The sequence below is a fragment of the Curvibacter sp. PAE-UM genome (genome assembly GCF_001432305.1).
In the GTDB taxonomy this organism is placed as follows: domain Bacteria; phylum Pseudomonadota; class Gammaproteobacteria; order Burkholderiales; family Burkholderiaceae_C; genus Hylemonella.
Map to the genome: position 1 here is coordinate 1168088 of NZ_KQ483358.1, position 21020 is coordinate 1189107.

Annotated in this window: 22 protein-coding genes; 13 read left to right on the plus strand and 9 right to left on the minus strand. The window is 66.1% G+C overall.

All coding sequences use genetic code 11. The features are described from left to right. Positions 1 to 38 precede the first annotated feature (38 nt). From AO057_RS05655 to erpA, 6 genes are all read left to right on the plus strand, one after another. On the plus strand, positions 39 to 1583 hold the full coding sequence (locus tag AO057_RS05655; protein ID WP_057674707.1) for a serine/threonine protein kinase: 1545 nt from the start codon (positions 39 to 41) through the stop codon (positions 1581 to 1583). A gap of 163 nt (positions 1584 to 1746) precedes the next feature. After that, positions 1747 to 2178 (plus strand): 50S ribosomal protein L13, encoded by a 432-nt coding sequence (rplM, locus tag AO057_RS05660; protein ID WP_057674708.1) that lies wholly within the window; start codon positions 1747 to 1749, stop codon positions 2176 to 2178. 11 nt (positions 2179 to 2189) lie between these two features. Continuing rightward, complete coding sequence (rpsI, locus tag AO057_RS05665; RefSeq protein WP_057674709.1) at positions 2190 to 2582, plus strand: 30S ribosomal protein S9; 393 nt, start codon at positions 2190 to 2192, stop codon at positions 2580 to 2582. Positions 2583 to 2734: 152 nt separating this feature from the next. After that, positions 2735 to 3415, plus strand: coding sequence for a DUF6776 family protein (locus tag AO057_RS05670; RefSeq protein ID WP_240480737.1), 681 nt, complete (start codon positions 2735 to 2737; stop codon positions 3413 to 3415). Positions 3416 to 3439: 24 nt separating this feature from the next. Beyond that, complete coding sequence (locus AO057_RS05675; protein ID WP_057674711.1) at positions 3440 to 3835, plus strand: bactofilin family protein; 396 nt, start codon at positions 3440 to 3442, stop codon at positions 3833 to 3835. Positions 3836 to 3898: 63 nt separating this feature from the next. Then, complete coding sequence (erpA, locus tag AO057_RS05680) at positions 3899 to 4264, plus strand: iron-sulfur cluster insertion protein ErpA (RefSeq protein ID WP_057674712.1); 366 nt, start codon at positions 3899 to 3901, stop codon at positions 4262 to 4264. A gap of 14 nt (positions 4265 to 4278) precedes the next feature. On the opposite strand, the gene AO057_RS05685 is transcribed toward erpA, so the two are convergent. Together AO057_RS05685 and AO057_RS05690 are read right to left on the minus strand one after the other, a co-directional pair. Further along, positions 4279 to 5385, minus strand: a complete 1107-nt coding sequence (locus AO057_RS05685; protein ID WP_057674713.1) for an anhydro-N-acetylmuramic acid kinase — start codon at positions 5383 to 5385, stop codon at positions 4279 to 4281. Between the two features lie 7 nt (positions 5386 to 5392). Beyond that, positions 5393 to 6793 (minus strand): peptidoglycan DD-metalloendopeptidase family protein, encoded by a 1401-nt coding sequence (locus AO057_RS05690; protein WP_057674714.1) that lies wholly within the window; start codon positions 6791 to 6793, stop codon positions 5393 to 5395. A 120-nt stretch (positions 6794 to 6913) separates the two neighbouring features. Between AO057_RS05690 and tyrS the strand changes: the two genes are divergently transcribed. Beyond that, on the plus strand, positions 6914 to 8164 hold the full coding sequence (gene tyrS / locus AO057_RS05695; protein ID WP_057674715.1) for a tyrosine--tRNA ligase: 1251 nt from the start codon (positions 6914 to 6916) through the stop codon (positions 8162 to 8164). Between the two features lie 218 nt (positions 8165 to 8382). Beyond that, positions 8383 to 8775: a hypothetical protein gene (locus AO057_RS05700; RefSeq protein WP_156404476.1), complete on the plus strand. Its 393-nt coding sequence runs from the start codon at positions 8383 to 8385 to the stop codon at positions 8773 to 8775. Positions 8776 to 8782: 7 nt separating this feature from the next. Here AO057_RS05700 and AO057_RS05705 read toward each other — a convergent pair whose 3' ends face one another. From AO057_RS05705 to AO057_RS05715, 3 genes are read right to left on the minus strand one after another with little or no spacing between them, the layout of a single operon-like run. Next, on the minus strand, positions 8783 to 10573 hold the full coding sequence (locus tag AO057_RS05705) for a M61 family metallopeptidase (RefSeq protein WP_057674717.1): 1791 nt from the start codon (positions 10571 to 10573) through the stop codon (positions 8783 to 8785). Positions 10574 to 10594: 21 nt separating this feature from the next. Continuing rightward, positions 10595 to 11308, minus strand: coding sequence for a DsbC family protein (locus AO057_RS05710; RefSeq protein WP_057677183.1), 714 nt, complete (start codon positions 11306 to 11308; stop codon positions 10595 to 10597). Positions 11309 to 11322: 14 nt separating this feature from the next. Further along, positions 11323 to 12444: an FAD-dependent monooxygenase gene (locus AO057_RS05715; RefSeq protein ID WP_057674718.1), complete on the minus strand. Its 1122-nt coding sequence runs from the start codon at positions 12442 to 12444 to the stop codon at positions 11323 to 11325. 103 nt (positions 12445 to 12547) lie between these two features. On the opposite strand from AO057_RS05715, the gene AO057_RS05720 reads away from it, so the two are divergent. Then, on the plus strand, positions 12548 to 13462 hold the full coding sequence (locus tag AO057_RS05720; RefSeq protein WP_057674719.1) for an MOSC domain-containing protein: 915 nt from the start codon (positions 12548 to 12550) through the stop codon (positions 13460 to 13462). Between the two features lie 21 nt (positions 13463 to 13483). Here AO057_RS05720 and AO057_RS05725 read toward each other — a convergent pair whose 3' ends face one another. Beyond that, positions 13484 to 13939 (minus strand): glycine zipper family protein, encoded by a 456-nt coding sequence (locus tag AO057_RS05725; RefSeq protein WP_057677184.1) that lies wholly within the window; start codon positions 13937 to 13939, stop codon positions 13484 to 13486. A gap of 235 nt (positions 13940 to 14174) precedes the next feature. On the opposite strand from AO057_RS05725, the gene ychF reads away from it, so the two are divergent. Next, positions 14175 to 15266, plus strand: coding sequence for a redox-regulated ATPase YchF (ychF, locus tag AO057_RS05730; RefSeq protein ID WP_057674720.1), 1092 nt, complete (start codon positions 14175 to 14177; stop codon positions 15264 to 15266). A gap of 9 nt (positions 15267 to 15275) precedes the next feature. Here ychF and AO057_RS05735 read toward each other — a convergent pair whose 3' ends face one another. Then, a complete protein-coding gene (locus tag AO057_RS05735) occupies positions 15276 to 16652 on the minus strand; it encodes a sensor histidine kinase (protein WP_057674721.1) in 1377 nt (458 codons plus the stop codon). Between the two features lies 1 nt (position 16653). Continuing rightward, positions 16654 to 17373 (minus strand): response regulator transcription factor, encoded by a 720-nt coding sequence (locus tag AO057_RS05740; protein ID WP_057674722.1) that lies wholly within the window; start codon positions 17371 to 17373, stop codon positions 16654 to 16656. Between the two features lie 121 nt (positions 17374 to 17494). On the opposite strand from AO057_RS05740, the gene AO057_RS05745 reads away from it, so the two are divergent. Genes AO057_RS05745 through AO057_RS05755 form a run of 3 tightly spaced genes read left to right on the plus strand, consistent with a single transcriptional unit; the run spans position 17495 to position 20451 of the window. Next, positions 17495 to 18469 (plus strand): Bug family tripartite tricarboxylate transporter substrate binding protein, encoded by a 975-nt coding sequence (locus AO057_RS05745; RefSeq protein WP_057674723.1) that lies wholly within the window; start codon positions 17495 to 17497, stop codon positions 18467 to 18469. Then, positions 18466 to 18930: a tripartite tricarboxylate transporter TctB family protein gene (locus AO057_RS05750; RefSeq protein WP_057674724.1), complete on the plus strand. Its 465-nt coding sequence runs from the start codon at positions 18466 to 18468 to the stop codon at positions 18928 to 18930. Before AO057_RS05745 ends, AO057_RS05750 begins: the two co-directional genes overlap by 4 nt. A gap of 27 nt (positions 18931 to 18957) precedes the next feature. Beyond that, positions 18958 to 20451 (plus strand): tripartite tricarboxylate transporter permease, encoded by a 1494-nt coding sequence (locus AO057_RS05755; RefSeq protein ID WP_057674725.1) that lies wholly within the window; start codon positions 18958 to 18960, stop codon positions 20449 to 20451. Here the strand turns inward: AO057_RS05755 and AO057_RS05760 are convergent. After that, positions 20441 to 20923, minus strand: coding sequence for a YqaA family protein (locus AO057_RS05760; protein WP_057674726.1), 483 nt, complete (start codon positions 20921 to 20923; stop codon positions 20441 to 20443). The two genes, AO057_RS05755 and AO057_RS05760, sit on opposite strands and share 11 nt — an antisense overlap. Positions 20924 to 21020: the final 97 nt, after the last annotated feature.

Here is a 21020-nt window from a genome sequence, read left to right on the forward strand (position 1 = left end):
GGTCGTGACGCCGGCATTCCATGCAAGAATCATTTCTTATGGCCGACACCCCGCTTGATACCGACCCACCTGCTGCGGCGCAGCCGGTGGTGCATCTGGACGCTCTGCCACCTGGCACGCGCCTGGCCGAGTTCGAGTTGCAGGATCTGCTCGGCGTGGGTGGCTTCGGCCTGGTCTACCGGGCCTACGACCATTCGCTGCACCGCACGGTGGCCATCAAGGAGTACATGCCGTCGGCGCTGGCGGCGCGCCAGAATGGTCAGTTGCTGTCGATCCGCTCCTCGGCCGACCAGGCTACCTACCAGTATGGCCTGCAGTCCTTCGTGGCCGAGGCCCGCCTGCTGGCGCAGTTCGACCACCCCTCGCTGGTCAAGGTCTACCGCTTCTGGGAAGCGAACAACACGGCCTACATGGTCATGCCCCTGTACCGGGGCATGACACTCAAGCAGGCACGCGTCCAGATGGCATCCCCTCCGCCCGAGGACTGGCTGCGTACCATGCTGTGGTCCATCCTGCAGGCCTTGCAGGTGCTGCACGAGCACAACACACTGCACCGCGACGTTTCGCCCGACAACATCTTCCTGCAGGACGTGGGGCCACCGGTGCTGCTGGACCTGGGTGCCGCGCGGCGCGCCATCACCGACCAGTCGCGCAAGCACACGGCCATCCTCAAGGTCAACTATGCGCCGATCGAGCAGTACGCCCAGGCCGACGACCTGAAACAGGGCCCCTGGACCGACCTCTATGCCCTGGCCGCCGTGGTCTACAGCTGCCTGCGCAACGACCCGCCCCTGCCCGCCACGGCGCGTGTGGTGCGCGACAGCATGCCTTCGGTTCGCAGCGTGGCCGAGACGGTGAAAGAGCATTTCGGACACGATTACTCAGAAGCTTTTGTGCAGGCCATCAGCCATGCGCTGGTCATACAGCCGGCTGAGCGGCCGCAGAGTGTGCATGAATTCGTGCAGGAGATCGGCCTGCAGGCCCCGGCGGGGCTGGGCAAGTTCGACTGGCGCTCTGCGCTTGGTGTCGATCTGCTGCCCGAGCTGGAGGACCATTCGCGCTCGAACTTGCAAACCCAGGCCCAGACACAAACAAAGACCGTGCCTGTGACGGTGAGCCTTCCTGCCCGGCGTTGGCATGGACGGGGCTGGGGGCTGCTTGGCGCGGCGGCTCTGCTGGCTGTTCTGGGGATCTATTGGGGGCTGTCCAGCGATTTGCCGCTTGTAGCTGCTCCGGAGCCGGCCCCGATACCGGCCATGAGCCGGGCGGCGGTACCTGAACCGGCGACGTCCGATCCCACGGACCCTTGGCCTGTCGCTGCCCAGACGGATGCTCCAGTACAGGCTGGTGAGATCGGCAAGCCGCCGGCCCCTGTGGCCAGACCCGCCAGCCCGGCTTCTGTGCCCCGGGCGGTTGCGCGCCCAGCCAAACCGCGACCCCCCAAACCATTGTGTGTGGATGCTAACTTCTTCGCTTATCCTGTGTGCTTGTTCCGGGAGTGCCTGAAGAAAGAGAACTTCAACCACCCGGTCTGCGTCGAAAGCCGCCGCAACTCAACCAGCCAGCCAGCGCCAGCGCCATAGGTCGGCTTGGGACCCTCAGCGACGCCAAAACTCGTATAATGGCGGGCTTCGCAGCGCTTTTGTGGCCCCGCGGCGAAGGCTTACCACCCACCTAAGAGATTCCCAGCAGAGGAAAACCGACCGTGGAAAAGGGCTGCCCAAACCCTCTTTTAAGAGAAAACTCATGACCCAAACGTTCAGCGCCAAACCCGCTGACGTGAAGCACGAGTGGTTTGTGATTGACGCGACCGACAAGGTCCTCGGACGAGTAGCCAGCGAAGTTGCTCTCCGTTTGCGCGGCAAACACAAGGCCATTTACACGCCTCACGTCGATACCGGTGACTTCATCGTCATCATCAACGCAGCCAAGCTGCGTGTGACCGGTACCAAGGAACTCGACAAGATTTACTACCGCCACTCCGGTTTCCCCGGCGGCATCTACGCCACCAACTTCCGCGACATGCAGGCCAAGCATCCCGGCCGCGCACTCGAGAAGGCTGTCAAGGGCATGCTGCCCAAGGGCCCGCTCGGCTACGCCATGATCAAGAAGCTCAAGGTGTACGGTGGTGCAGAGCACCCCCACACCGCCCAGCAACCCCAAGTGTTGGCAATCTAAGGAGCCTTGAGATGATTGGTGAATGGAACAATGGCACCGGCCGTCGCAAATCCAGCGTCGCCCGCGTGTTTCTGAAAAAAGGCACCGGCAAGATCACGGTCAACGGCAAGGATATCCAGGAATATTTCGGCCGCGAAACCTCGATCATGATTGCCAAGCAGCCGCTCTTGCTGACCAACCACGCCGAGACCTTCGACGTTCAGGTCAACGTGCACGGCGGCGGTGAGTCCGGCCAGGCCGGCGCGACCCGCCACGGCATCACGCGTGCCCTGATCGACTACGACGCTTCGCTCAAGCCTACCTTGTCGCAAGCCGGCTTCGTGACCCGCGATGCCCGTGAAGTTGAGCGTAAGAAGGTCGGCCTGCACTCTGCACGCCGTCGCAAGCAGTTCAGCAAGCGCTAAGCCTGCGTGTTGCCCCCAAGGGCAACAAACTGTTGCAAAACCAGGGCCGCCAGGATGGAAATTCTGGCGGCCCTTGTCTTTGTGGCTGCTAGACTCGTTGGCTTATGCGATTGCGACTGCTTCTCCGCCGCCTGACTGTCAGTGCACCGCGCATGTCCGTGCGCAGTGCGCTCCCCTGGCCCTTTCGCTGGATCGGTGCAGCCGTCGTGCTCGGTTTCTGCGCAGCCCTGGGTTTATGGGCCTTCGAGTTCGGCAAGGAGATTGCCGGCATCGATGATGGGCGCATCGAGTACCTGGCCCGGCTCGAGCGCGACGTGGCTGATCTGCGGCAGGAGCTGGAGATCATGAAGGAGGAGCGCAACAAGGCGCTGTCCCTGGCCAACACGTCCACCACGTTGATGACCGCAGAAAAGGCGGCCCAGGAACGGCTCAGCACCCTCAACAAGCAACTGGAAGTCGACAACCAGCGCCTGCGTGACGATCTTGGCTTCTTCGAAAAGCTGATCCCTACCGTCGGCACGGAAGCCCTGGCCATCCGTGGCCTGCAGGCCGAGGTGCAGGACGGGCGCCAGGTCAAGTGGCAGGTGCTGGTGATCCAGCCGCTGAAGAATGCTCCGGAATTCTCGGGCCGGCTGGAGATCAGCTTCTCCGGTTTGCAGGCGGGCCGGCCCTGGACGGCAACCTTGCCCGGGGGGCCGCAAACGATTAAGCTGCGCCAGTACGCACGCGCCGAGGGGGTGTTCGACCTGCCGCCCCAGACCCTGGTCAAGGGGGTCAGCGTCAAAGTCATGGACGGCACTCTGGTCAAGGCCGTGCAGTCGATCAAGTTGTAATCCAAGTCTGATGGGGAAATCCAGATGTTCAACAAGAAAAAGCAGCCCGCCATTCGCAGCCTGATCGCCGATGGCAACCATATCGAAGGGCATGTCCATTTCACCGATGGCCTGCGTGTCGATGGCTCGGTGGTGGGTGACGTGCGGTCCAGCGAAGACAAGAACAGCATCCTGGTGATCTCCGAAACCGCCTCGGTCACCGGCGAGGTGCACGCCGACCACGTCATCGTCAACGGTTCGGTCAAGGGGCCGGTCTATGCCCGCCGCATGCTGGAACTGCAGCCCAAGGCGCGGATCGAGGGCGATGTCTACTACACCTCTCTGGAAATGCACCAGGGCGCCATCATCGCCGGCCTGCTACGCCCTACGCCGGCCATGATGGAGGAAAAGCCCACACTGAAACTGGCGGCAAATAACTGAGCCAGGAATTCCTGAGCGAACGGGTGTACTATTAACGTAGCTTATTTTCCCCTGGAGTCTTCCATGAGCGCCGTTGCCGAATCCATCCAGACCGAGATGCCCGCCCCCATCCTTTTCACCGACAGTGCGGCCGCCAAGGTGGCCGACCTGATCGCTGAGGAAGGCAATCCTGACCTCAAGCTGCGCGTCTTCGTGCAGGGCGGCGGTTGTTCGGGCTTCCAGTATGGTTTCACCTTCGACGAAGTGGCCAACGAGGACGACACCACCATGACCAAGAACGGCGTGTCCCTGCTGATCGATGCCATGAGCTACCAGTATCTGCTGGGGGCCGAGATCGACTACAAGGAAGATCTGCAGGGTGCCCAGTTCGTGATCAAGAACCCGAACGCCAGCACCACCTGCGGCTGCGGTTCGTCCTTCTCCGTCTAAGCGGACTTCCCGGCTCAGGCCGGGTAGATCGCACCCAGAACACGGGCGCCTCGGGCGCCCGTGACGCTTTTCAGGCTGCCGGTTTCCCGTTGCAGCGTCTTGCGTGCCAGCCAGGCAAAGGCGGCGGCTTCCACCTGCAGCGGCGGCAGGCCCTGCTGCTCCGATGACATCACCTCCAGCGCTGACAGATGCGCTTGCAGGCGCCGCATCAGATGGGTGTTGAGGGCACCCCCGCCGCAGACGATCAGGCGGCGACTGCCGGCCGCATGGCGCAGCACGTCGGCGGCGCAGACGCGGGCGGTCAGTTCGGTCAGCGTGGCTTGCACATCCTCGGTGGGCAAGGTTTCGAAACCGGTCAGCTTGCCGGCCAGCCAGGCCGGGTTGAACAGATCGCGTCCGCTGCTCTTGGGGGCGGGCAGGGCGAAGTAGGGTTCCTGCAGCAGCACTTGCAGCAGTCCGGCGTGTACACGTCCGCTGGCCGCCCAGCGCCCCTGCTCGTCAAAAGGCTGGCGGGTATGCTGCCGGCACCAGGCGTCCATCAGGGCGTTGCCAGGTCCGCAGTCCCAGCCCAGCACCGCATCGTCGCGAAGCACCGACAGGTTGGAGATGCCGCCGATATTGAGCACCGCAACGGTCTGGCCTGCACGGCCGAACAGGGCCTGATGGAAGGCCGGCACCAGGGGCGCGCCCTGGCCGCCGGCGGCGACATCGCGACTGCGGAAATCAGCCACGACCGTGATGCCGCTCAGTTCGGCCAGCAGGGCCGGGTTGTTGAGCTGCAGGGTGTAGCCGATGCCGTCAAAGGCGCCCGGGCGATGCCGTACGGTCTGCCCGTGCGCACCGATGGCGCAGATGGCCGTGGCTGGCAGGCCTGCAGCCTGGAGCAGGTCAGCGACGACCTGGGTATAGACACGGCTCAGAGCGTTGGCGGCCAGGGCCGCACGGTGCAGCTCGTTGTCGCCCTGTCCGTTCAGGGCCAGCAGCTCGGCAGCCAGTTCAGCCGGGAAGGGGCGCCAGGCATGTTGCAGGACGCGGGTGCTGGCGGCACTGCAGTCGGCCAGCACGCCATCCACGCCGTCCAGCGACGTGCCGGACATCAGGCCGATGTAGTGATCGGGCATGCCGGATTCAGCGCACCGCCAGCAACTGCGCGGCCGCCAGCTGCTGGCGTGTCACGGTGGCCAGACGGTTGAAGACCGGGCGGGCGGCGGGTGAAACGGGGATGGACTCGCTGTTGCGCGCAATCGCCAGCGGGTTCTGGTGCCGGCCGTTGATGCGGAATTCGTAGTGCAGATGCGGGCCGGTGGCCCAGCCGGTGGCACCGACCGCACCAATATTCTGCCCCTGTTCAACGCGCTGGCCGCGACGCACGGCAATGCGGCTCAGGTGGGCGTAGACCGTGACGTGGCTGTTGCGGTGACGGACAAAGACAACATTGCCGAAGCCGCCCTGGACACCTGAAAACTCGACCACGCCGTCGCCCACACTGCGCACCGGGGTGCCGGTGGGCGCGGCGTAATCCACGCCCAGATGGGCCGCCCATTTCTTGAGGATGGGGTGGAAGCGCATCTTGAAACCGCTGGTCACGCGCGAAAAGGCCAGCGGCGAGGCGAGGTAGGCGCGCTTGAGGCTCTGGCCCTCCAGCGAGTAGTAGCCGCTACGCCCCTGGGTGCGCGTGGGGCGGCCCTCTTCCACCGGGGTGGGGTTGGCGGCGGTCGGCTCCTGGAACCACATGGCCTGGTAGGCCTTGCCGCCGTTGACGAATTCGGCGCTGAGCACACGCCCGGCGCGCAGCGGTTCACCGTCGCCTTCGAGCACCTCATAGACCACCGAGTAGCGATCGCCCTTGCGCAGTTCACGGTGGAAGTCGATGTCGCCGGAGAATATCTCGGCGATCTGGATCGCCACGGCGTCGGGGATACCTGCCTCGTCGGCCGAGGCGAACAGCGAGCTGTCGATGGTGGCGCTGGCGATGCGGATGGAGGCCGTCAGTGGCAGGGTCTCAAGCCGGGACTTGAAGGTGGTGCCGGATTTCTCGATCACCAGGCGCTTGAAGCTGCCATCGTCGTCCGGGCTCCAGCGCGCCATCAGCTTGATCAGGGTGTTGCGGTCGCTGGCCTCGGCGCTGAGCTGGCGGCCGGTGCGGCCGAGCAGGTGGCGGTGGACCAGGGCGTCGCGGCGCAGGAAGTCCGCCGCCTGCGGATCGTCCATGCCGAGGCGGCGCAGCAGTGTGTCGGCGGTGTCGTTGGCGCGCGAGGCATCGGAGCGATAGAGGCTGTAGCGGTGAAGGTCGAGGGCCGCGGCCTGTTCCTCCAGCGGCAGGGGGGTGACGGTTTCGCTGACTTCGCGCACGGGCAGCTGCGCCACATCGGGCGCCAGCGTGACCACGGCGGCTGCCAGGGCGTAGGCGCCGCCGCCGAGCAGGGCCAGGGAAAACAGGGCTGTCGTGAACCCGCGTGGGCGGTGATCAACCGCCTGGCGCAAGGCGGCCAGGGTGGCGGGGAGGGCGGTGAGCAGCGTGGTCTTCAAGGATGCGGCCCCAAGGTTGGCAAGCCGGGCCGGCCGGCCACCCGGCGCCACTTAAAATCGTGGCCTCAGGGGTAGACCCAAGTATATCGGCCCGCCTCCGGGCCACAGCGAAAAATCTTTATGAATCAAGCTTCTGTGTCGACTTTTCCCCTCACCGACCGGGTTCGCGAGGCGCTCGCCGTGACCCGGCGCGGCTGCGAAGAGTTGATCCCCGAATCCGACTGGGTGCAGAAGCTGGCTCGCTCCGAGGCCACGGGTACGCCGCTGCGCATCAAGCTGGGCCTGGACCCGACCGCGCCTGACATCCACATCGGTCACACCGTGGTGCTCAACAAGATGCGCCAGTTGCAGGACCTGGGGCATCAGGTCATCTTCCTGATCGGCGATTTCACCAGCCTGATCGGCGACCCCTCGGGCCGCAACAGCACGCGCCCGCCGCTCACGCCCGAGCAGATCAAGGCCAACGCCGAGACCTATTACCGGCAGGCCAGCCTGGTGCTGGACCCGGCCAAGACCGAGATTCGCTACAACAGCGAATGGTGCCTGCCCCTGGGCTCCATGGGCATGATCCAGCTGGCGGCCAAGTACACCGTGGCGCGCATGATGGAGCGCAACGATTTCCACGACCGCTTCAAGGCCGGCACCCCGATCTCGGTGCACGAGTTCCTCTACCCGCTGATGCAGGGCTACGACTCGGTGGCGCTCAAGAGCGACCTGGAACTGGGCGGCACCGACCAGAAATTCAACCTGCTCATGGGCCGGCACCTGCAGGCCGAATACGGCCAGGAGCCGCAGTGCATCCTGACCATGCCGCTGCTCGAAGGCCTGGATGGCGTGGACAAGATGTCCAAGTCCAAGAACAATTACATCGGCATCACCGAGGACGCCAACAGCATGTTCGCCAAGGTGCTGTCGATCAGCGATGAGTTGATGTGGCGCTGGTACACGCTGCTGAGCTTCCGCTCCATGGCCGAGATCGAAAAGCTGAAGCAGGAAGTGGCCGGTGGGCGCAATCCCAAGGATGCCAAGGTGCAACTGGCCAAGGAGATCACCGCGCGTTTCCATTCGGCCGCCGCCGCCGATGCGGCCGAGCAGGATTTCATCAACCGCAGCAAGGGCGGCATCCCCGACGACATCGAGGAACAGACGCTCACGCTGGAGGGTGGGCCCATCGGTATGGCCGCGCTGCTCAAGCAGGCCGGCCTGGTGGCCTCGTCCGGCGAGGGCAACCGCCTGATCGACGGCGGCGGTGTGCGCGTGGACGCTGCGGTGGTCAGTGACAAGGGCCTCAAGCTTGGTGCGGGCACCTATGTGCTGCAGGTGGGCAAGCGCAAGTTCAAGAAAATCACGCTGGTGTCCTCCGGGGCCTGACTTGCCGGCTGGCTGCCGGTATGCTGCAATGCAGCGGAAGATATGCAGACCTTGCCTAGTGGAAACACGGGGCCGGGTATGCTGACTGTGGTGAAATAATCCGCAGATTAAATAAAACAAGGTTGGGCGGCATGGAAGCGCAAGCGATATACCGGAAATCCGACAAGGGGACAGAGGCCATCGCGACCCGCGGTCACGGCGTGGGTGGCAAGCTGCGCATGCTGCTTATCCTGGTCGATGGCAAGAAGAACGTGGAAGAGCTGACCCGGCTGGCGGCCGGCATGGGCGAGTCGGCCCAGTTGCTGGAACAGCTGGAAGCGGATGGTTTCATCGAAGCCCTCTCCGGGGGTGCTGGCGCCAGGCCGACGGGGGGACAGGCCGTGGTAGCAGGCACGGACCTGAGCAAACTCAAATCGCTGGCCGCCCGTCTTTTGCTCGAACAACTGGGTCCCCTGGCAGACGAGCTTTCTCTCAAGATCGAAGCGACCAGGGACCTATCCCAGTTCGTCGAGGCCATGAAGCGTGCCTACACCGTGGTGCGCGATGTCAAGGGCCAGGCGGCGGCCGACCGCTTTGGCGCGGAAGTCGAAGCCCAGCTACCGAAGGCCTGAGATCTGTTCAGGACCCGAGCCAGGCGCCGACCCGCTCCCTGGCGCCCACCGACAGACGCCAAGTGTTGATGCTGCGCGGCAGAGGCAAGCTCAATGTCAGCAGGCGCTTGTCGCGTGCCACCAGGGCCTTGACCCGGTTTTGCCCGCCGGCATAGAGCAGCAGTTCGTCGAGCTTGTGGAGTCGCCAGCTGCTGACTGACTTGCCGCTGCCCACCTCCACACCCAGCCATTCGTCGCCGGCCGCAAAGCCGGCCTGTTCGCCGGCACCACCGCGCAGCACGGTCTTGATCTGGAGCGAACCCGACTCGCTCACGCGCAGGCCCAGGCGCTGCGCCAGCTGGGCTGGCTCCTCATGGATGGTCACGCCATGCCGTTCGAGCAGTTCACGCAAGGGCAACTCGGCAGTACTGTGCACCCAGCGCTTGAGTTCGCGCGACCAGGAACGGCCACTCAGTTCCTGCAGCACGGCCAGCAGATCGCTCTCGGTCATGGGGCCGGCCTTGCAGCGTAACCAGAGCGCGCGCATGACGTCGTCCAGGCTGTGCTTGCCCTCCGCGCGCAGCGTCAGGTCCAGGCACAAGGCGACCAGCGCGCCCTTGCCGTAGTAGCTCACCGTGGCATTGGGCGTGTTTTCGTCGACCCGGTAGTACTTGACCCAGGCATCGAAGCTGGCCTGGGCCACCGACTGGACCAGCCGCCCCGGCGTCTGCTGCAGCTGGTTGATGCTCTTGTTGAGCAGACGCAGGTAGCCTGCATCGTCCAGCAGGCCGGCACGGCGCAACAGCAGGTCATCGTAATAGCTGGTGAAGCCCTCGAAGAACCAGAGCAGCTCCGTGTAGTTCTCGGCGCGGTAGTCATAGCGCGCGAACTCGGCCGGGCGCAGACGCTTGACGTTCCAGCTGTGGAAGTATTCGTGGCTGATCAGGCCCAGCAGCGTGGTGTAGCCCTCGCCCGGTTTGCTGTCGGCGCGCGGCAGGTCGCGGCGCGCGCAGATCAGCGCCGTGGAGTTGCGATGCTCCAGCCCGCCATAACCGTCGTCGGTGGCGTTGAGCATGAACAGGTAGCTGGCAAAGGGCGGCTTGCCGCTGCGGCCGCTGGCCTGGCCACTGGCGTGCCAGAAGCGGATGGCCGTCTCGCAGATGCGCTGCGCATCGGCCAGCAGGCACGTGCCGTCGAAGCTGGGTGGGGCGCCGGCCACGACGAAGCGGTGGCTGACACCGCCCGCCTTGAAGTGGCCGCTCCAGAAGGCGCCGAGTTCGAAGGGGCAGTCGGCCAGCTCGTCGTAGTTGGCCGCGCGATAGTGGCCAAAACCGCGCTTGTCGGTCTTGACGGCCGGCAGGCCGGTTGCTACTGTCCAGTTGGCTGGCGCGGCACCGGCCAGCAAGGTCAGGTCATGCGGCGCGTCTTCCTGGCCTTCGACACGCAGGCACAGGCTGGTGCCGTTGAAAAAGCCGCGCGTGGCATCGAGCCAGGCCGTGCGTACCGAGTTGTCCAAGGCATAGACCTCGTAACTCAGTTCCAGCGGCTGCTGTGGGTCGCAGTCGATCTGCCAGCTGCATTTGTCGAGCTGGACAGCTGCCAGGGCACACCGGCCTTGCCGTGCCTTCAGTTGCTGCAGGTTCTTCGCAAATTCCCGGATGAGGTAGCTGCCTGGAATCCAGACCGGCAGTGCCACGCGCTGGCCGGCCTGCGGCTGCGTGATGGTCAGGGTGACACGGTACAGATGGGCGTGCAGATCGGCCGCCTGGACCTGGTAATGCACGGGGGCAGGAGCGGTGCGGCCGGAGGTGCGGGGCATGGGGCTGGTGGTTGGATGGGATCAGCGGGTGACGCTGGCGAGCTGTTTCTCGATCTGCTGGGTGGTCAAGGCGCCGGGCACGCGCGAGCCATCGGCAAAGATCAGCGTGGGGGTGCCGGTGATCTTGTGCTTGCGACCCAGCGTCAGGTTGCGGGTCAGGGCCGTGGTGTCGCAACTGACGGCGGCCGGCACCTGGTCGTTGAACATCCAGTCCTGCCAGCTCTTGTTCTTGTCCTTGGCACACCAGATGTTTTTCGACTTCTCGGTCGAATCCGGGCTCAGGATGGGATAGAGAAAGGTGTGGACCGTGACGTTGTCGATCTTGGCCAGGTCGCGCTCGAAACGCTTGCAGTAACCGCAGTTCGGGTCGGCGAAGACGGCCACCTTGCGCTTGCCGTTGCCGCGCACCACGGTGAAGGCGTCCTTCAGGGGCAGGTCCTTGAACTCGATGGAGGTCAGCTGTTCGACGCGCTCCTCGGTGAGGTTGCGACGCTGGCGCACATCGATGATGCTGCCCTGGATCAGGTAGTTGCCTTCGGCGTCGGTGTAGTAGATGTCGTTCTCGTTGACGCGGATCTCGTAGATGCCGGGCAGCGGTGTCTTGCTGACTTCGTCGATTTTTGGCAACTGGGGCAGGCGTTCGGCCAGGTTCTTGCGGATGGTACTTTCCTGGGCGCAGACGCCAAGGGAGAGCAGGGCCAGCAGGCCCGCCAGCAGGTGTTTGGACATATTCATCATCACATCGACTTTCAAAAATTCATGGCGCGCCGCGCCAGCCAGTTCTTCAGCATCCCGCTGCGTTCCACGCCTTGCAGGCCCCAGTGGCGCAGTGCACCCCAGGCCTCGCCCTCGCGTGCAAACAGCAGCTGCAGCCCGTCCATGCCGACATCCAGGGCCAGCATGCCGGCCTTGCGTGCCCGTTCATAACGACGCAGCAGCTTCTCGTCATCCACGCCGCGCCAGTACTCGCGCCCGTGCAGCACACGCGTGAGCTCTGCCACATCGGCCAGGCCCAGGTTCAGGCCCTGACCGGCCAGCGGATGCACGTTGTGTGCCGCGTCACCGGCCAGCACCCAGGCGCCTCCCGCCGAGCGGCCCGACCACTGCCGTGCCTGGGCTTTCTGCAAAGGCCAGGTCCGGCGTTCGCTGGCCAGCGTGAGCGAACCAAGTGTGTGGGCACTGGCGTTTTCCAGTTCCCGGCAAAACTCGGCCGACTCCAGTTGCTGCAAGCGCGCGGCCTGCTCAGGAGAGACAGACCAGACGACGGCCACAGAGTTCCCCTGGGCGCCGTCCAGGGGCAAAAAAGCCAGGATCTCGCCCTGTGCAAACCACTGCCGGGCGACCTGGCCGTGGGGTCTTTCGCAGCGCAGGCGTGTGGCCAGGGCGTGCTGTGGGTAGGGCGTTACTTCGAAATCGACGCCGAATTCGGCGCGTGTGCTGCTGGTACGGCCTTCGCAGACCACGGTCAGCCGGGCCGGCGCCGGTCCGCTCAGCACCTCGATCTGGGGTTGGTAACGCACGGCATCGGCCAGCTGGGCTTCGAGCACCGGCACGTCGACGATCCAGGTCAACGCCGGGCTGCCGGATTCGCCGGCATCGAAATTCAGTTCACTGCCGCGGTCGCCCCAGACCTGCATGTGCCGCACCGGCGTGGCCGATGCTTCGTCGGCCGGCCAGCAGCGCACGCTTTCCAGCAGTTCGCGTGAGGCGCGGTTCAGGGCATAGGCGCGCACGTCGGTGGTTGGCGGCTTGCCTGCCGGGGCCGGCTGTTCCACCAGTCCGACGCGCAGACGCTCGCGTGCCAGCAGCAGGGCCAGGGTGCGGCCGACGATGCCGCTGCCGCGTATGCAGATATCCAGGGCTTGGGGCATGGGGCATTGTAAGAGCCTGATCACGGCCCCTGCGAGGCCGTGATCGGGCTCTAAAGGCAGGGCAGAATCAGACCTGTTGTCAGTCAATCCAGGAAATTGATCCGTGAGTGCTACCCCCCTTACCCCGGCCGATGTGCAAGCCCGCATCGCTCGCCTTTTCGTCTACCCCGTCAAGTCCTGCGCCGGCATCGAGGTGCCTGAGGCCCTGCTGACCGACACGGGTCTGGACCTGGACCGCGCCTGGATGGTGGTGGACGCGCACGGCGAGTTCCTCAGCCAGCGCGAGGAGCCACGCTTGGCCCTGGTGCAGCCGCAGTTCAAGCGTGGCGGCACCGAGTTGCAGCTGCGCGCGCCGGGTATGCTGGCCCTGCATCTGCGGGTTGATGCCGTCGAGGCGCCGGCCCGTGTGCGCGTCTGGGACGACGAAGTGCCTGCCTATGACATGGGCGACATCGCGGCCCAGTGGTTCACCGATTTCCTGGCGCTCAACGAGCAGGGCTTGCCCAAGGCGAATGCGCCCAGGTACCGGCTGGTGCGTTTCGATCCCGAGCATCGCCGCCTGTCCGACAGGAAATGGACGGGCCAGGCCGAGGCGCTCAACCAGTTCAGCGACGGTTTTGCGGTGCTGGTGCTGGGCCAGGCGTCCCTGGACGGTCTGAACACCCGTCTGCAAGCGCAGGGGCACGTGCCGGTGGATGTGCGGCGCTTCCGGCCCAACATCGTGCTCGACGGTTTGCCCGAGCATGACGAAGACCGTGTGGGGCCGCTGCAGATCGAGACGGCCGAGGGGCCCGCGCTGCTGACGCCAGTCAAGCCTTGCCCGCGCTGCCCCATTCCCGACATTGACCCCGCCACGGCCCGCAGCAGCCCCGAGGTGAGCGACATGCTGCAGACCTATCGGCAGGATGCACGCCTCAAGGGCGCCGTGACCTTCGGCATGAACGCCATCGTCAGCGCCGGGGTCGACACGGTGCTGCGCGTCGGGCAGCCGGTCAGCGCCAGCTACCGCTTCGATTGAGCTTGCGACATCGGCAGGCGCTCACTGCCAGCCGATGATTTCCAGGCCGCGTTCGGTCACGCAGCGCTGCACGAAGTGGCGGTAGGTCATGTTCGGTTTTTCGCTCATGGCACCGGCGACGGCGCCGACCGAGCCGCCCACCACGGCGCCACGTGCGCCGGCGGTCGCCACGCCCTCGATGCCGCGGCCGCGTATCAGCGAACCCACGGCGGCAGCCGTGCCCACCACGGCGGCACCCTTGGCCGCGCCGCGCCCGGCGGCATTGTCTTTTTCATCCGGGGTCAGGCCGGCGTGGCTGGCCGCGCCCATGCAGGCGTCGACCTCCTCCAGCGCCCGGTCCTCCCCCATCTGCTTGAAGGCGGCATTCGGATACAGCACGGGGCGGGCATTCGGGCTGTGCGAGCCGCGGCTGGCGCAGCCGGTGAGCATGGCCAGGGCCAGGCTCAGGCCGAGGAGGCTGGGGGTACGGAGTTTCATGATGACAGGCATGGGGGTTCCGGGTTGATGCACATTGTGGCACCCCCCGTACGGGCTCTTTCCCTAACGCCATGAGCCGGCAGGCGGCCGACGCCGGGGCGGATCGGCGCCCCGGTCTTACAATTGGCAGCAATTTCCGGCGGCTGCGGGCCGCCCCATCGAACCCCACCGTGCGCCGGCTTCAGCCGTGCAGCGCGAGCCTGACCGGACCCGGCCGGGCATTCCAAGGAAACCCATGAGTCTCAAGTGCGGCATCGTCGGCCTGCCCAACGTCGGCAAATCCACCCTCTTCAACGCCCTGACCAAGGCGGGCATCGCGGCGGAGAACTATCCCTTCTGCACCATCGAGCCCAATGTGGGCGTGGTGGAAGTGCCCGATCCGCGGCTGGCGCAGCTCTCGGACATCGTCAAGCCGGAGCGGGTGGTGCCGGCGATCGTCGAGTTCGTGGACATTGCCGGTCTCGTGGCCGGTGCCAGCACCGGCGAGGGCCTGGGCAACAAGTTCCTGGCACATATCCGCGAGACCGACGCCATCGTCAACGTGGTGCGCTGTTTTGTCGACGACAACGTCATCCACGTGGCGGGCAAGGTGGACCCGATCTCGGACATCGAGGTGATCCAGACAGAACTGTGCCTGGCCGACCTGGGCGCGGTCGAGAAGGCCCTGCACCGCGTGACCAAGACGGCGCGCTCGGGTGACAAGGAGTCGATCAAGCTGGTGGCGATCCTGGAGAAATGCCAGGCCGCGCTCAACGAAGGCAAGCCGGTGCGCACGATCGAGTTCAGCAAGGAAGAACAGCCCTTGCTGAAGCAGTTCTTCTTCATCACGGCCAAGCCGGCCATGTTCGTGGGCAACGTGAGCGAAGACGGCTTCGAGAACAACCCCTACCTGGACCGCCTGAAGGAATACGCCGCCACGCAGAACGCGCCGGTGGTGGCCATCTGCGCCAAGATCGAGGCCGAATTGTCCGAGATGGACGATGCCGACCGCCTGGAATTCCTCAAGGAGCTGGGCCAGGAGGAACCGGGCCTGAACCGCCTGATCCGCGCGGCCTACAAGCTGCTGGGCCTGCAGACCTACTTCACCGCCGGCGTCAAGGAAGTGCGCGCCTGGACCATCCATGTGGGCGACACGGGGCCGCAGGCCGCGGGCGTGATCCACACCGATTTCGAGAAGGGCTACATCCGCGCCCAGACCATCGCTTTCGACGACTTCATCGCCTGCAAGGGCGAGCAGGGCGCCAAGGATGCGGGCAAGATGCGCGCCGAGGGCAAGGAGTACGTTGTCAAGGATGGCGACGTGATGAACTTCCTGTTCAGCGCCTGAACCGGCGCTTCAACTGGCCGGCCATTCCATCCGGAACACCGTTCCTGTGCCCGGGGCGCTGCGTAGCGACACCTGCGCGCCATATTGCTGGGCGATCTCCCGCACGATAGCCAGGCCCAGACCGCTGCCGCGCAGCGCAGGCGGCGCGGCCCGGTAGAAGCGTTCGAACACATGGGCCTGGTGCTCCGGGGCGATGCCCGGGCCCGTGTCTTCCACTTCCACCCAGCGCGGCCCTACGCGTACGGTGACGCGCGTGCCGGCCGGGCTGTGGTGCAGCGCGTTGTCGATCAGGTTGCCCAGCGCTTCGTGCAGCAGGGCTTCGGTGCCGGGCACCCCACAGCTGTCCACACCAGTCTCGAAGCCCAGGTCGTCGCCACGCTGCAGCGCACGTGGCAGGTATTCCTGGATCACCTGCCGTGCCAGCGGCACCAGATCCACGGAGGTTCCGGCGGAGGGCGCATGCATTTCGCCGGCGTGCTCGGCGCGGGTCATGGCCAGCAACTGCTCGGTGAGCCGCACGGCCTCATCGGTCGTTTTCCGCGCCGCAGCCAGTGCCGAACTCTCCCGGTCGGCCAGTGCCAGCTGCGTCTTGAGCACCGTCAGCGGCGTGCGCAGCTGGTGCGCGGCATTGTCCAGAAAGCGCTTGCGGATATCGATGAGGCGGCCCAGGCGCGCCAGGTAGCTGTTCAGCGTTTCCACCAGCGGGCGCAGTTCGCGGGGCAGGTCCGGGGGATGGATGGGGGACAGTTCGTCGTCACCCCGGTCTGCCAGGCGCTGGCGAAAATTCTCCAGGGGCCGGATGCCATGCTGCACGCCTGCAATCACGAGCAGCGCTGCCGCCAGCAGCAGCAGCGTCTGGCTGACGAGTGTTTCGCGCAGCAGCAGTTGCACCATCTGCTGGCGCGTTTCCAGGGTTTCGGCCACGCTGACTTTCAGGATGTGCGACCTGCCTTGTTCGTCCTCCAGCACGTGGGTGAGGTGGGCCAGCCGTACGGGGCGTTCCCGGAAGTGCCCATCCTCGAACTGCACCAGGGCGTAGTACTTGACGCTGGCAGCGGGTTCGGGTGTGGCGGCTGGCAGGGTGGCCTCGCCGGCCAGCTGCTGGCCGTTGACGTCGCTGATGCGGTAATACAGGCGCGCGCCCGTGTGGTTCTCCAGCAGATAACCGGCAGCGCGCAGCACGTTGACCTGGAGCGCGCCATCGCGCCAGACCAGCTCCTCGGCCAGGGCCCGGCTGGCCAGGTACAGGGCCCGGTCGTACGCCTCGTTGCTGGCTTCGATGGCATTGCCATAGGCCACCCAGGCGTTGATGGCAATGAGCCCGGCCAGCGGCGGCAGGATCCAGCCCAGCAGGCGGGTGCGCAGTGAGGCGGCGGCACGTGCCATGTCAGTGCCCTGGCCCGGCCGGCGGCATCAGCATGTAGCCCAGGCCGCGGATGGTGTGGACGACGGGCGGCCCGGCCTGTCCCGGCGGGACGGGGGCGGATTCCAGTTTCTTGCGCAGGCGGTGGATCAGCACCTCGACCGCTTCCAGTTCCACGGCCTCGTCGGCAAAGACGGAGCGGTGCAGATCGTCCTTGCTCACCGTGCGCCGGGGGTCTTCCAGCAGCACCCGCAGGGCGGCCGCTTCCCTGGGGGTCAGGGCCAGGGGCTGGTCAAACAGGCTGACCTGGCCGGAGCTGCGGTCCATCTCCAGGGGACCCAGGCGTAGCCGGGTGTTCCTGGTGCGACCGGGCCGGCGCAGCAGGGCCTGCAGCCGGGCTTCGAGCTCGCTCAGGTCGAAAGGCTTGGGCAGGTAGTCGTCCGCGCCCAGGTTCAGGCCCAGCACGCGGTCGGGCACGCTGACGCGGGCGGTGAGCACCAGGACGGGGACAGTGTCGCCGCGCTCGCGCAGGCTTTGCAGCACGGACAGCCCGTCCAGGCCGGGCAACTGCAGGTCCAGCAGCACGGCGTCAAAGCCATGCCCTGCCGCCAGTTGCGCCAGGGCTTCATGCCCGTCCCGCGCAAAGCTCACGGCCAAACCCGTCTGGCGCAGGGCAGTGCCCAGCCAGAGCGCCAGATCGGGGGTGTCTTCGACCAGCAGGATGTGGGCGGCGGGCGTGTTCACGAAGTCGTCAGGGTTTTCACTGAGCCGAATTGACAGCCGTTTGAAAGCCGGCGTCCGGGCTGGTGAGCAGAATGCAATGGGTGGGCTGTCCGGCCCGTTTGATCTTACACAGGAGTTGATCATGGAAATGAACAAGCGTGAGTTTCTGGGCCTGGGTGCCGCTGCGGGTGCCGCCCTGGTGTTGCCGGCCTGGGCGCAGGGCAAGCCCCTGTTCGAGACCCTGAACATGTTCGTGCCGGCGGCGCCGGGCGGCGGCTGGGACGGCACGGCGCGCGCCATCGAGCGTGCGGCCAAGGCCGCCGGACTGGTGGGCAACATGGCGTTCGAGAACGTGGCCGGGGCCGGCGGCATGGTGGGGCTGCCTCGTTATGTGAACCAGCGCAAGGGCCAGGGCAACAGCCTGATGGTCGGCGGTTCGGTGATGGTGGGTGCGGCCATTGCGAACAAGAGCCCGGTCACCATGCGCAACGTGACGCCGATCGCCCGCCTGACCGAAGAGGCCGGCGTGGTGGCCGTGCCGGCCGGCGGCAAGATCAAGACCTGGGCCGAACTGGAAGCCGCGATCAAGGCCGGCCCGAAGGCGGTGTCCGTGGCCGGCGGCAGCGCTGGCGGCACCGACCACGTGCTGCTGGGTCTCATCATCAAGGCGCTGGGCCGCAACCCGCGCGACGCGGCCTATGTCGCTTTCTCCGGCGGCGGGCCAGCCAACGCGGCGCTGCTGGGTGGGCAGGTGGTGGCGGGGATTTCCGGCTACTCGGAGTTCGAGGAGCAGATCAAGGCCGGCCGACTCATTCCACTGGCGGTGTCGGGCAACAAGCGCATCCCTGGCGTCAACGTGCCGACCCTGACCGAGCTGGGTGTGCGTGTCACCGCGGCCAATTGGCGCGGGGTGTTCGCGCCTCCTGGCATCAACCCGGCGCAGCGCGAGGCGCTGGTGGAGTTCATGAGCAAGGTGAATGCGTCCGAGCCCTGGCGCAAGGAACTGGAGACGCGCAAGTGGACCGATGTGTTCCTGGCCGCCCAGTCTTTCGAGCGCGAGATCGAAGCCAACATTCGTGACACCGAAGAAGTCATGAAGGACCTGGGGCTGGCATGACGCCTCTGCGCCTGGCCGTCCTGCTGCTGGCCATCGCCGCCGCGGCCATCTGGCAGGTGACGGTCATCCCCGAGTCCCTGATGCAGATGACGGTCGGGCCCGTGCTGGCGCCGGCCGTGGTGGTGGGGGGGCTGGCCGTGCTGGCCCTGCTCTACGGCGTGAGCGCCTGGCGGGGCCGCCAGGTCGACGTGAGCCACGCGCCTGAGCAGGAGCCTCTGCCCGGCAGCGGCCGGCGGCTGGCCAGTCTGCTGGGCGGTGGCATCGTTTTCATGGCTCTGGTGGTGCCCCTGGGTTTTGTGCTGCCGGCCGCGCTCTGCGGCATGGGGGTGGCGCGCGCCTTCGATGCGCCGCTGGGCTGGCGTTCGGCGCTGGTCTGTGGCGCGATTGCCTCCGTGTTCTGGCTGGTGTTTGCCCAGTTGCTGGGCATCGGCCTGGGACCGGCCTTGCGCTGGCCTTTCTGATTCCCTGTTTCTGCGAGTGGAGCGAGCATGCAAGCCTTTGACGCCCTGCTGACCGGTTTCGGCAGCGCCCTGCAACCCCTGACCCTGATGTGGGGCTTCGCGGGCTGCCTGATCGGCACCCTGGTGGGGGTGTTGCCGGGCATCAGCCCCGCGCTGACCATCGCCCTGTTGCTGCCCCTGACCTACCAGGTGCCGGCCACCAGCATGTTCGTGATGTTCGCCGGCATCTACTACGGTGCCGCCTATGGCGGCTCCACCACCTCCATCCTGCTCAACACGCCGGGCGAATCCGGTTCGGTGGTGACGGCGCTGGAAGGCAACAAGATGGCGCGGCGCGGCCGGGCCGGCCAGGCCTTGGCCACGGCTGCCATCGGCAGCTTCGTGGCGGGCACCATCGGCACCCTGGCGCTGACTTTCTTTGCCCCCTGGGTGGTGGAGGCGGCGCTGGCCTTCGGCCCGGCGGAGTACTTCAGCCTCATGGTGCTGTCGCTGGTGGCCGTGTCCGCGGTGCTGGGCAGCTCTGTGCTGCGCGGCCTGCTGAGCCTGTGCGCCGGTCTGCTCTGCGGTCTGGTGGGCATCGACCTGCAGACCGGCCAGCCACGTTTCACCTTCGGGCGGGCCGAGTTGCTCGACGGGCTGGAGGTGACGGTGGTAGCGGTGGGCCTGTTCGCCGTGGGCGAGGCCCTCTACCTGGCCTGGCAGGGGCGTGAGTCGCGCAGCGGCGAGGTGATGAAACTCACGGGCAGCCTGCGCCTGAGCCGCGAGGACTGGGCGCGCTCCTGGAAACCCTGGATCCGCGGTTCGCTGTTTGGTTTTCCCATCGGCGCGCTGCCGGCGGGCGGCGCCGAGCTGCCCACCATGCTGTCCTACTACACCGAGAAAAAACTTTCCAAACATCCCGAGGAGTTCGGCCACGGCGCGATCGAGGGGGTGGCCGGGCCGGAGGCGGCCAACAATGCTGCTGCGGCCGGTGTGCTCATGCCCCTGCTCACGCTGGGCATTCCCACCTCGGCCACGGCGGCCATCATGCTCTCGGCTTTCGAGGGTTATGGCATCCAGACCGGTCCGCAGCTGTTCAGCCAGCAGGGCGCTCTGGTCTGGACGCTGGTTGCCAGTCTCTACATCGGCAACGTCATCCTGCTGGTGCTCAACCTGCCCCTGGTGCACCTGTGGGTGCGGCTGCTGAAGATCCCGCCGCCCTGGCTCTACGCCGGCATCATCGTGATCTCCACGGCCGGGGTTTACGGCGCGGGCAACTCGGTGTTCAACGTGGGCCTGCTGTTCTTCTTCGGGCTGATCGGTTTTCTGATGCGGCGCTTCGACTTTCCCGCGGCACCGCTGATCGTGGGCATGATCCTGGCGCCCATGGCCGAGCAGTCCATGCGGCAGGCGCTCACCATCAGCCAGGGGGACTGGTTCACCTTCTTCACGCGGCCGCTGTCCGGCTCGCTGATGGCCGTGGCCATGCTGCTGCTGGTGTTGCCGCCGCTGATCCGGCGTTGGCGTCGGGCTAGAAGCTGAAGCCGCCCGGAAAGAGCCAGAGCAGCGCCACCGTCATGGTGAGGTAACGCGCCAGCTTGCCGATGGCCATGTAGAGCAGGCAGGGCCAGAAGGGCTGGCGCAGCCAACCCGCTACGGCGCACAGCGGGTCGCCGATCACCGGCAGCCAGCTCAGCAGACAGGCCCGGGGACCGATGCGTTCCAGCCAGTCGAGGGCGCGCAGATGCGTGTCGGAATGGCGGTACTTGTCTATGAGCTTGTGCGATTCCCAGCCCATGGCCCAGCTGACGGCGCCCCCCAGCGTGTTGCCGGCCGTGGCGACCAGGATGGCGGGCCAGAACAGTTCCGGGTTGAGCTTGAGCAGGCCGAAGAGCGCGGGCTCCGAACCCAGCGGCAGCAGCGTTGCCGAGACAAAGGCGATCAGGAACAGTGTGACCAGGCCGTATTCAGGCAGGGCCAATAGCGTCAGCAGCTGGGTGATCCAGTTCTCCATAGAGGGGCAGTATAGGCAGCGGCTTGCGACTGGCGGCGCCTGATTTCAATTGCTGAAATTTTGTGCAGCTAGAATACCCGGCCCGGCTGCTGCCAGT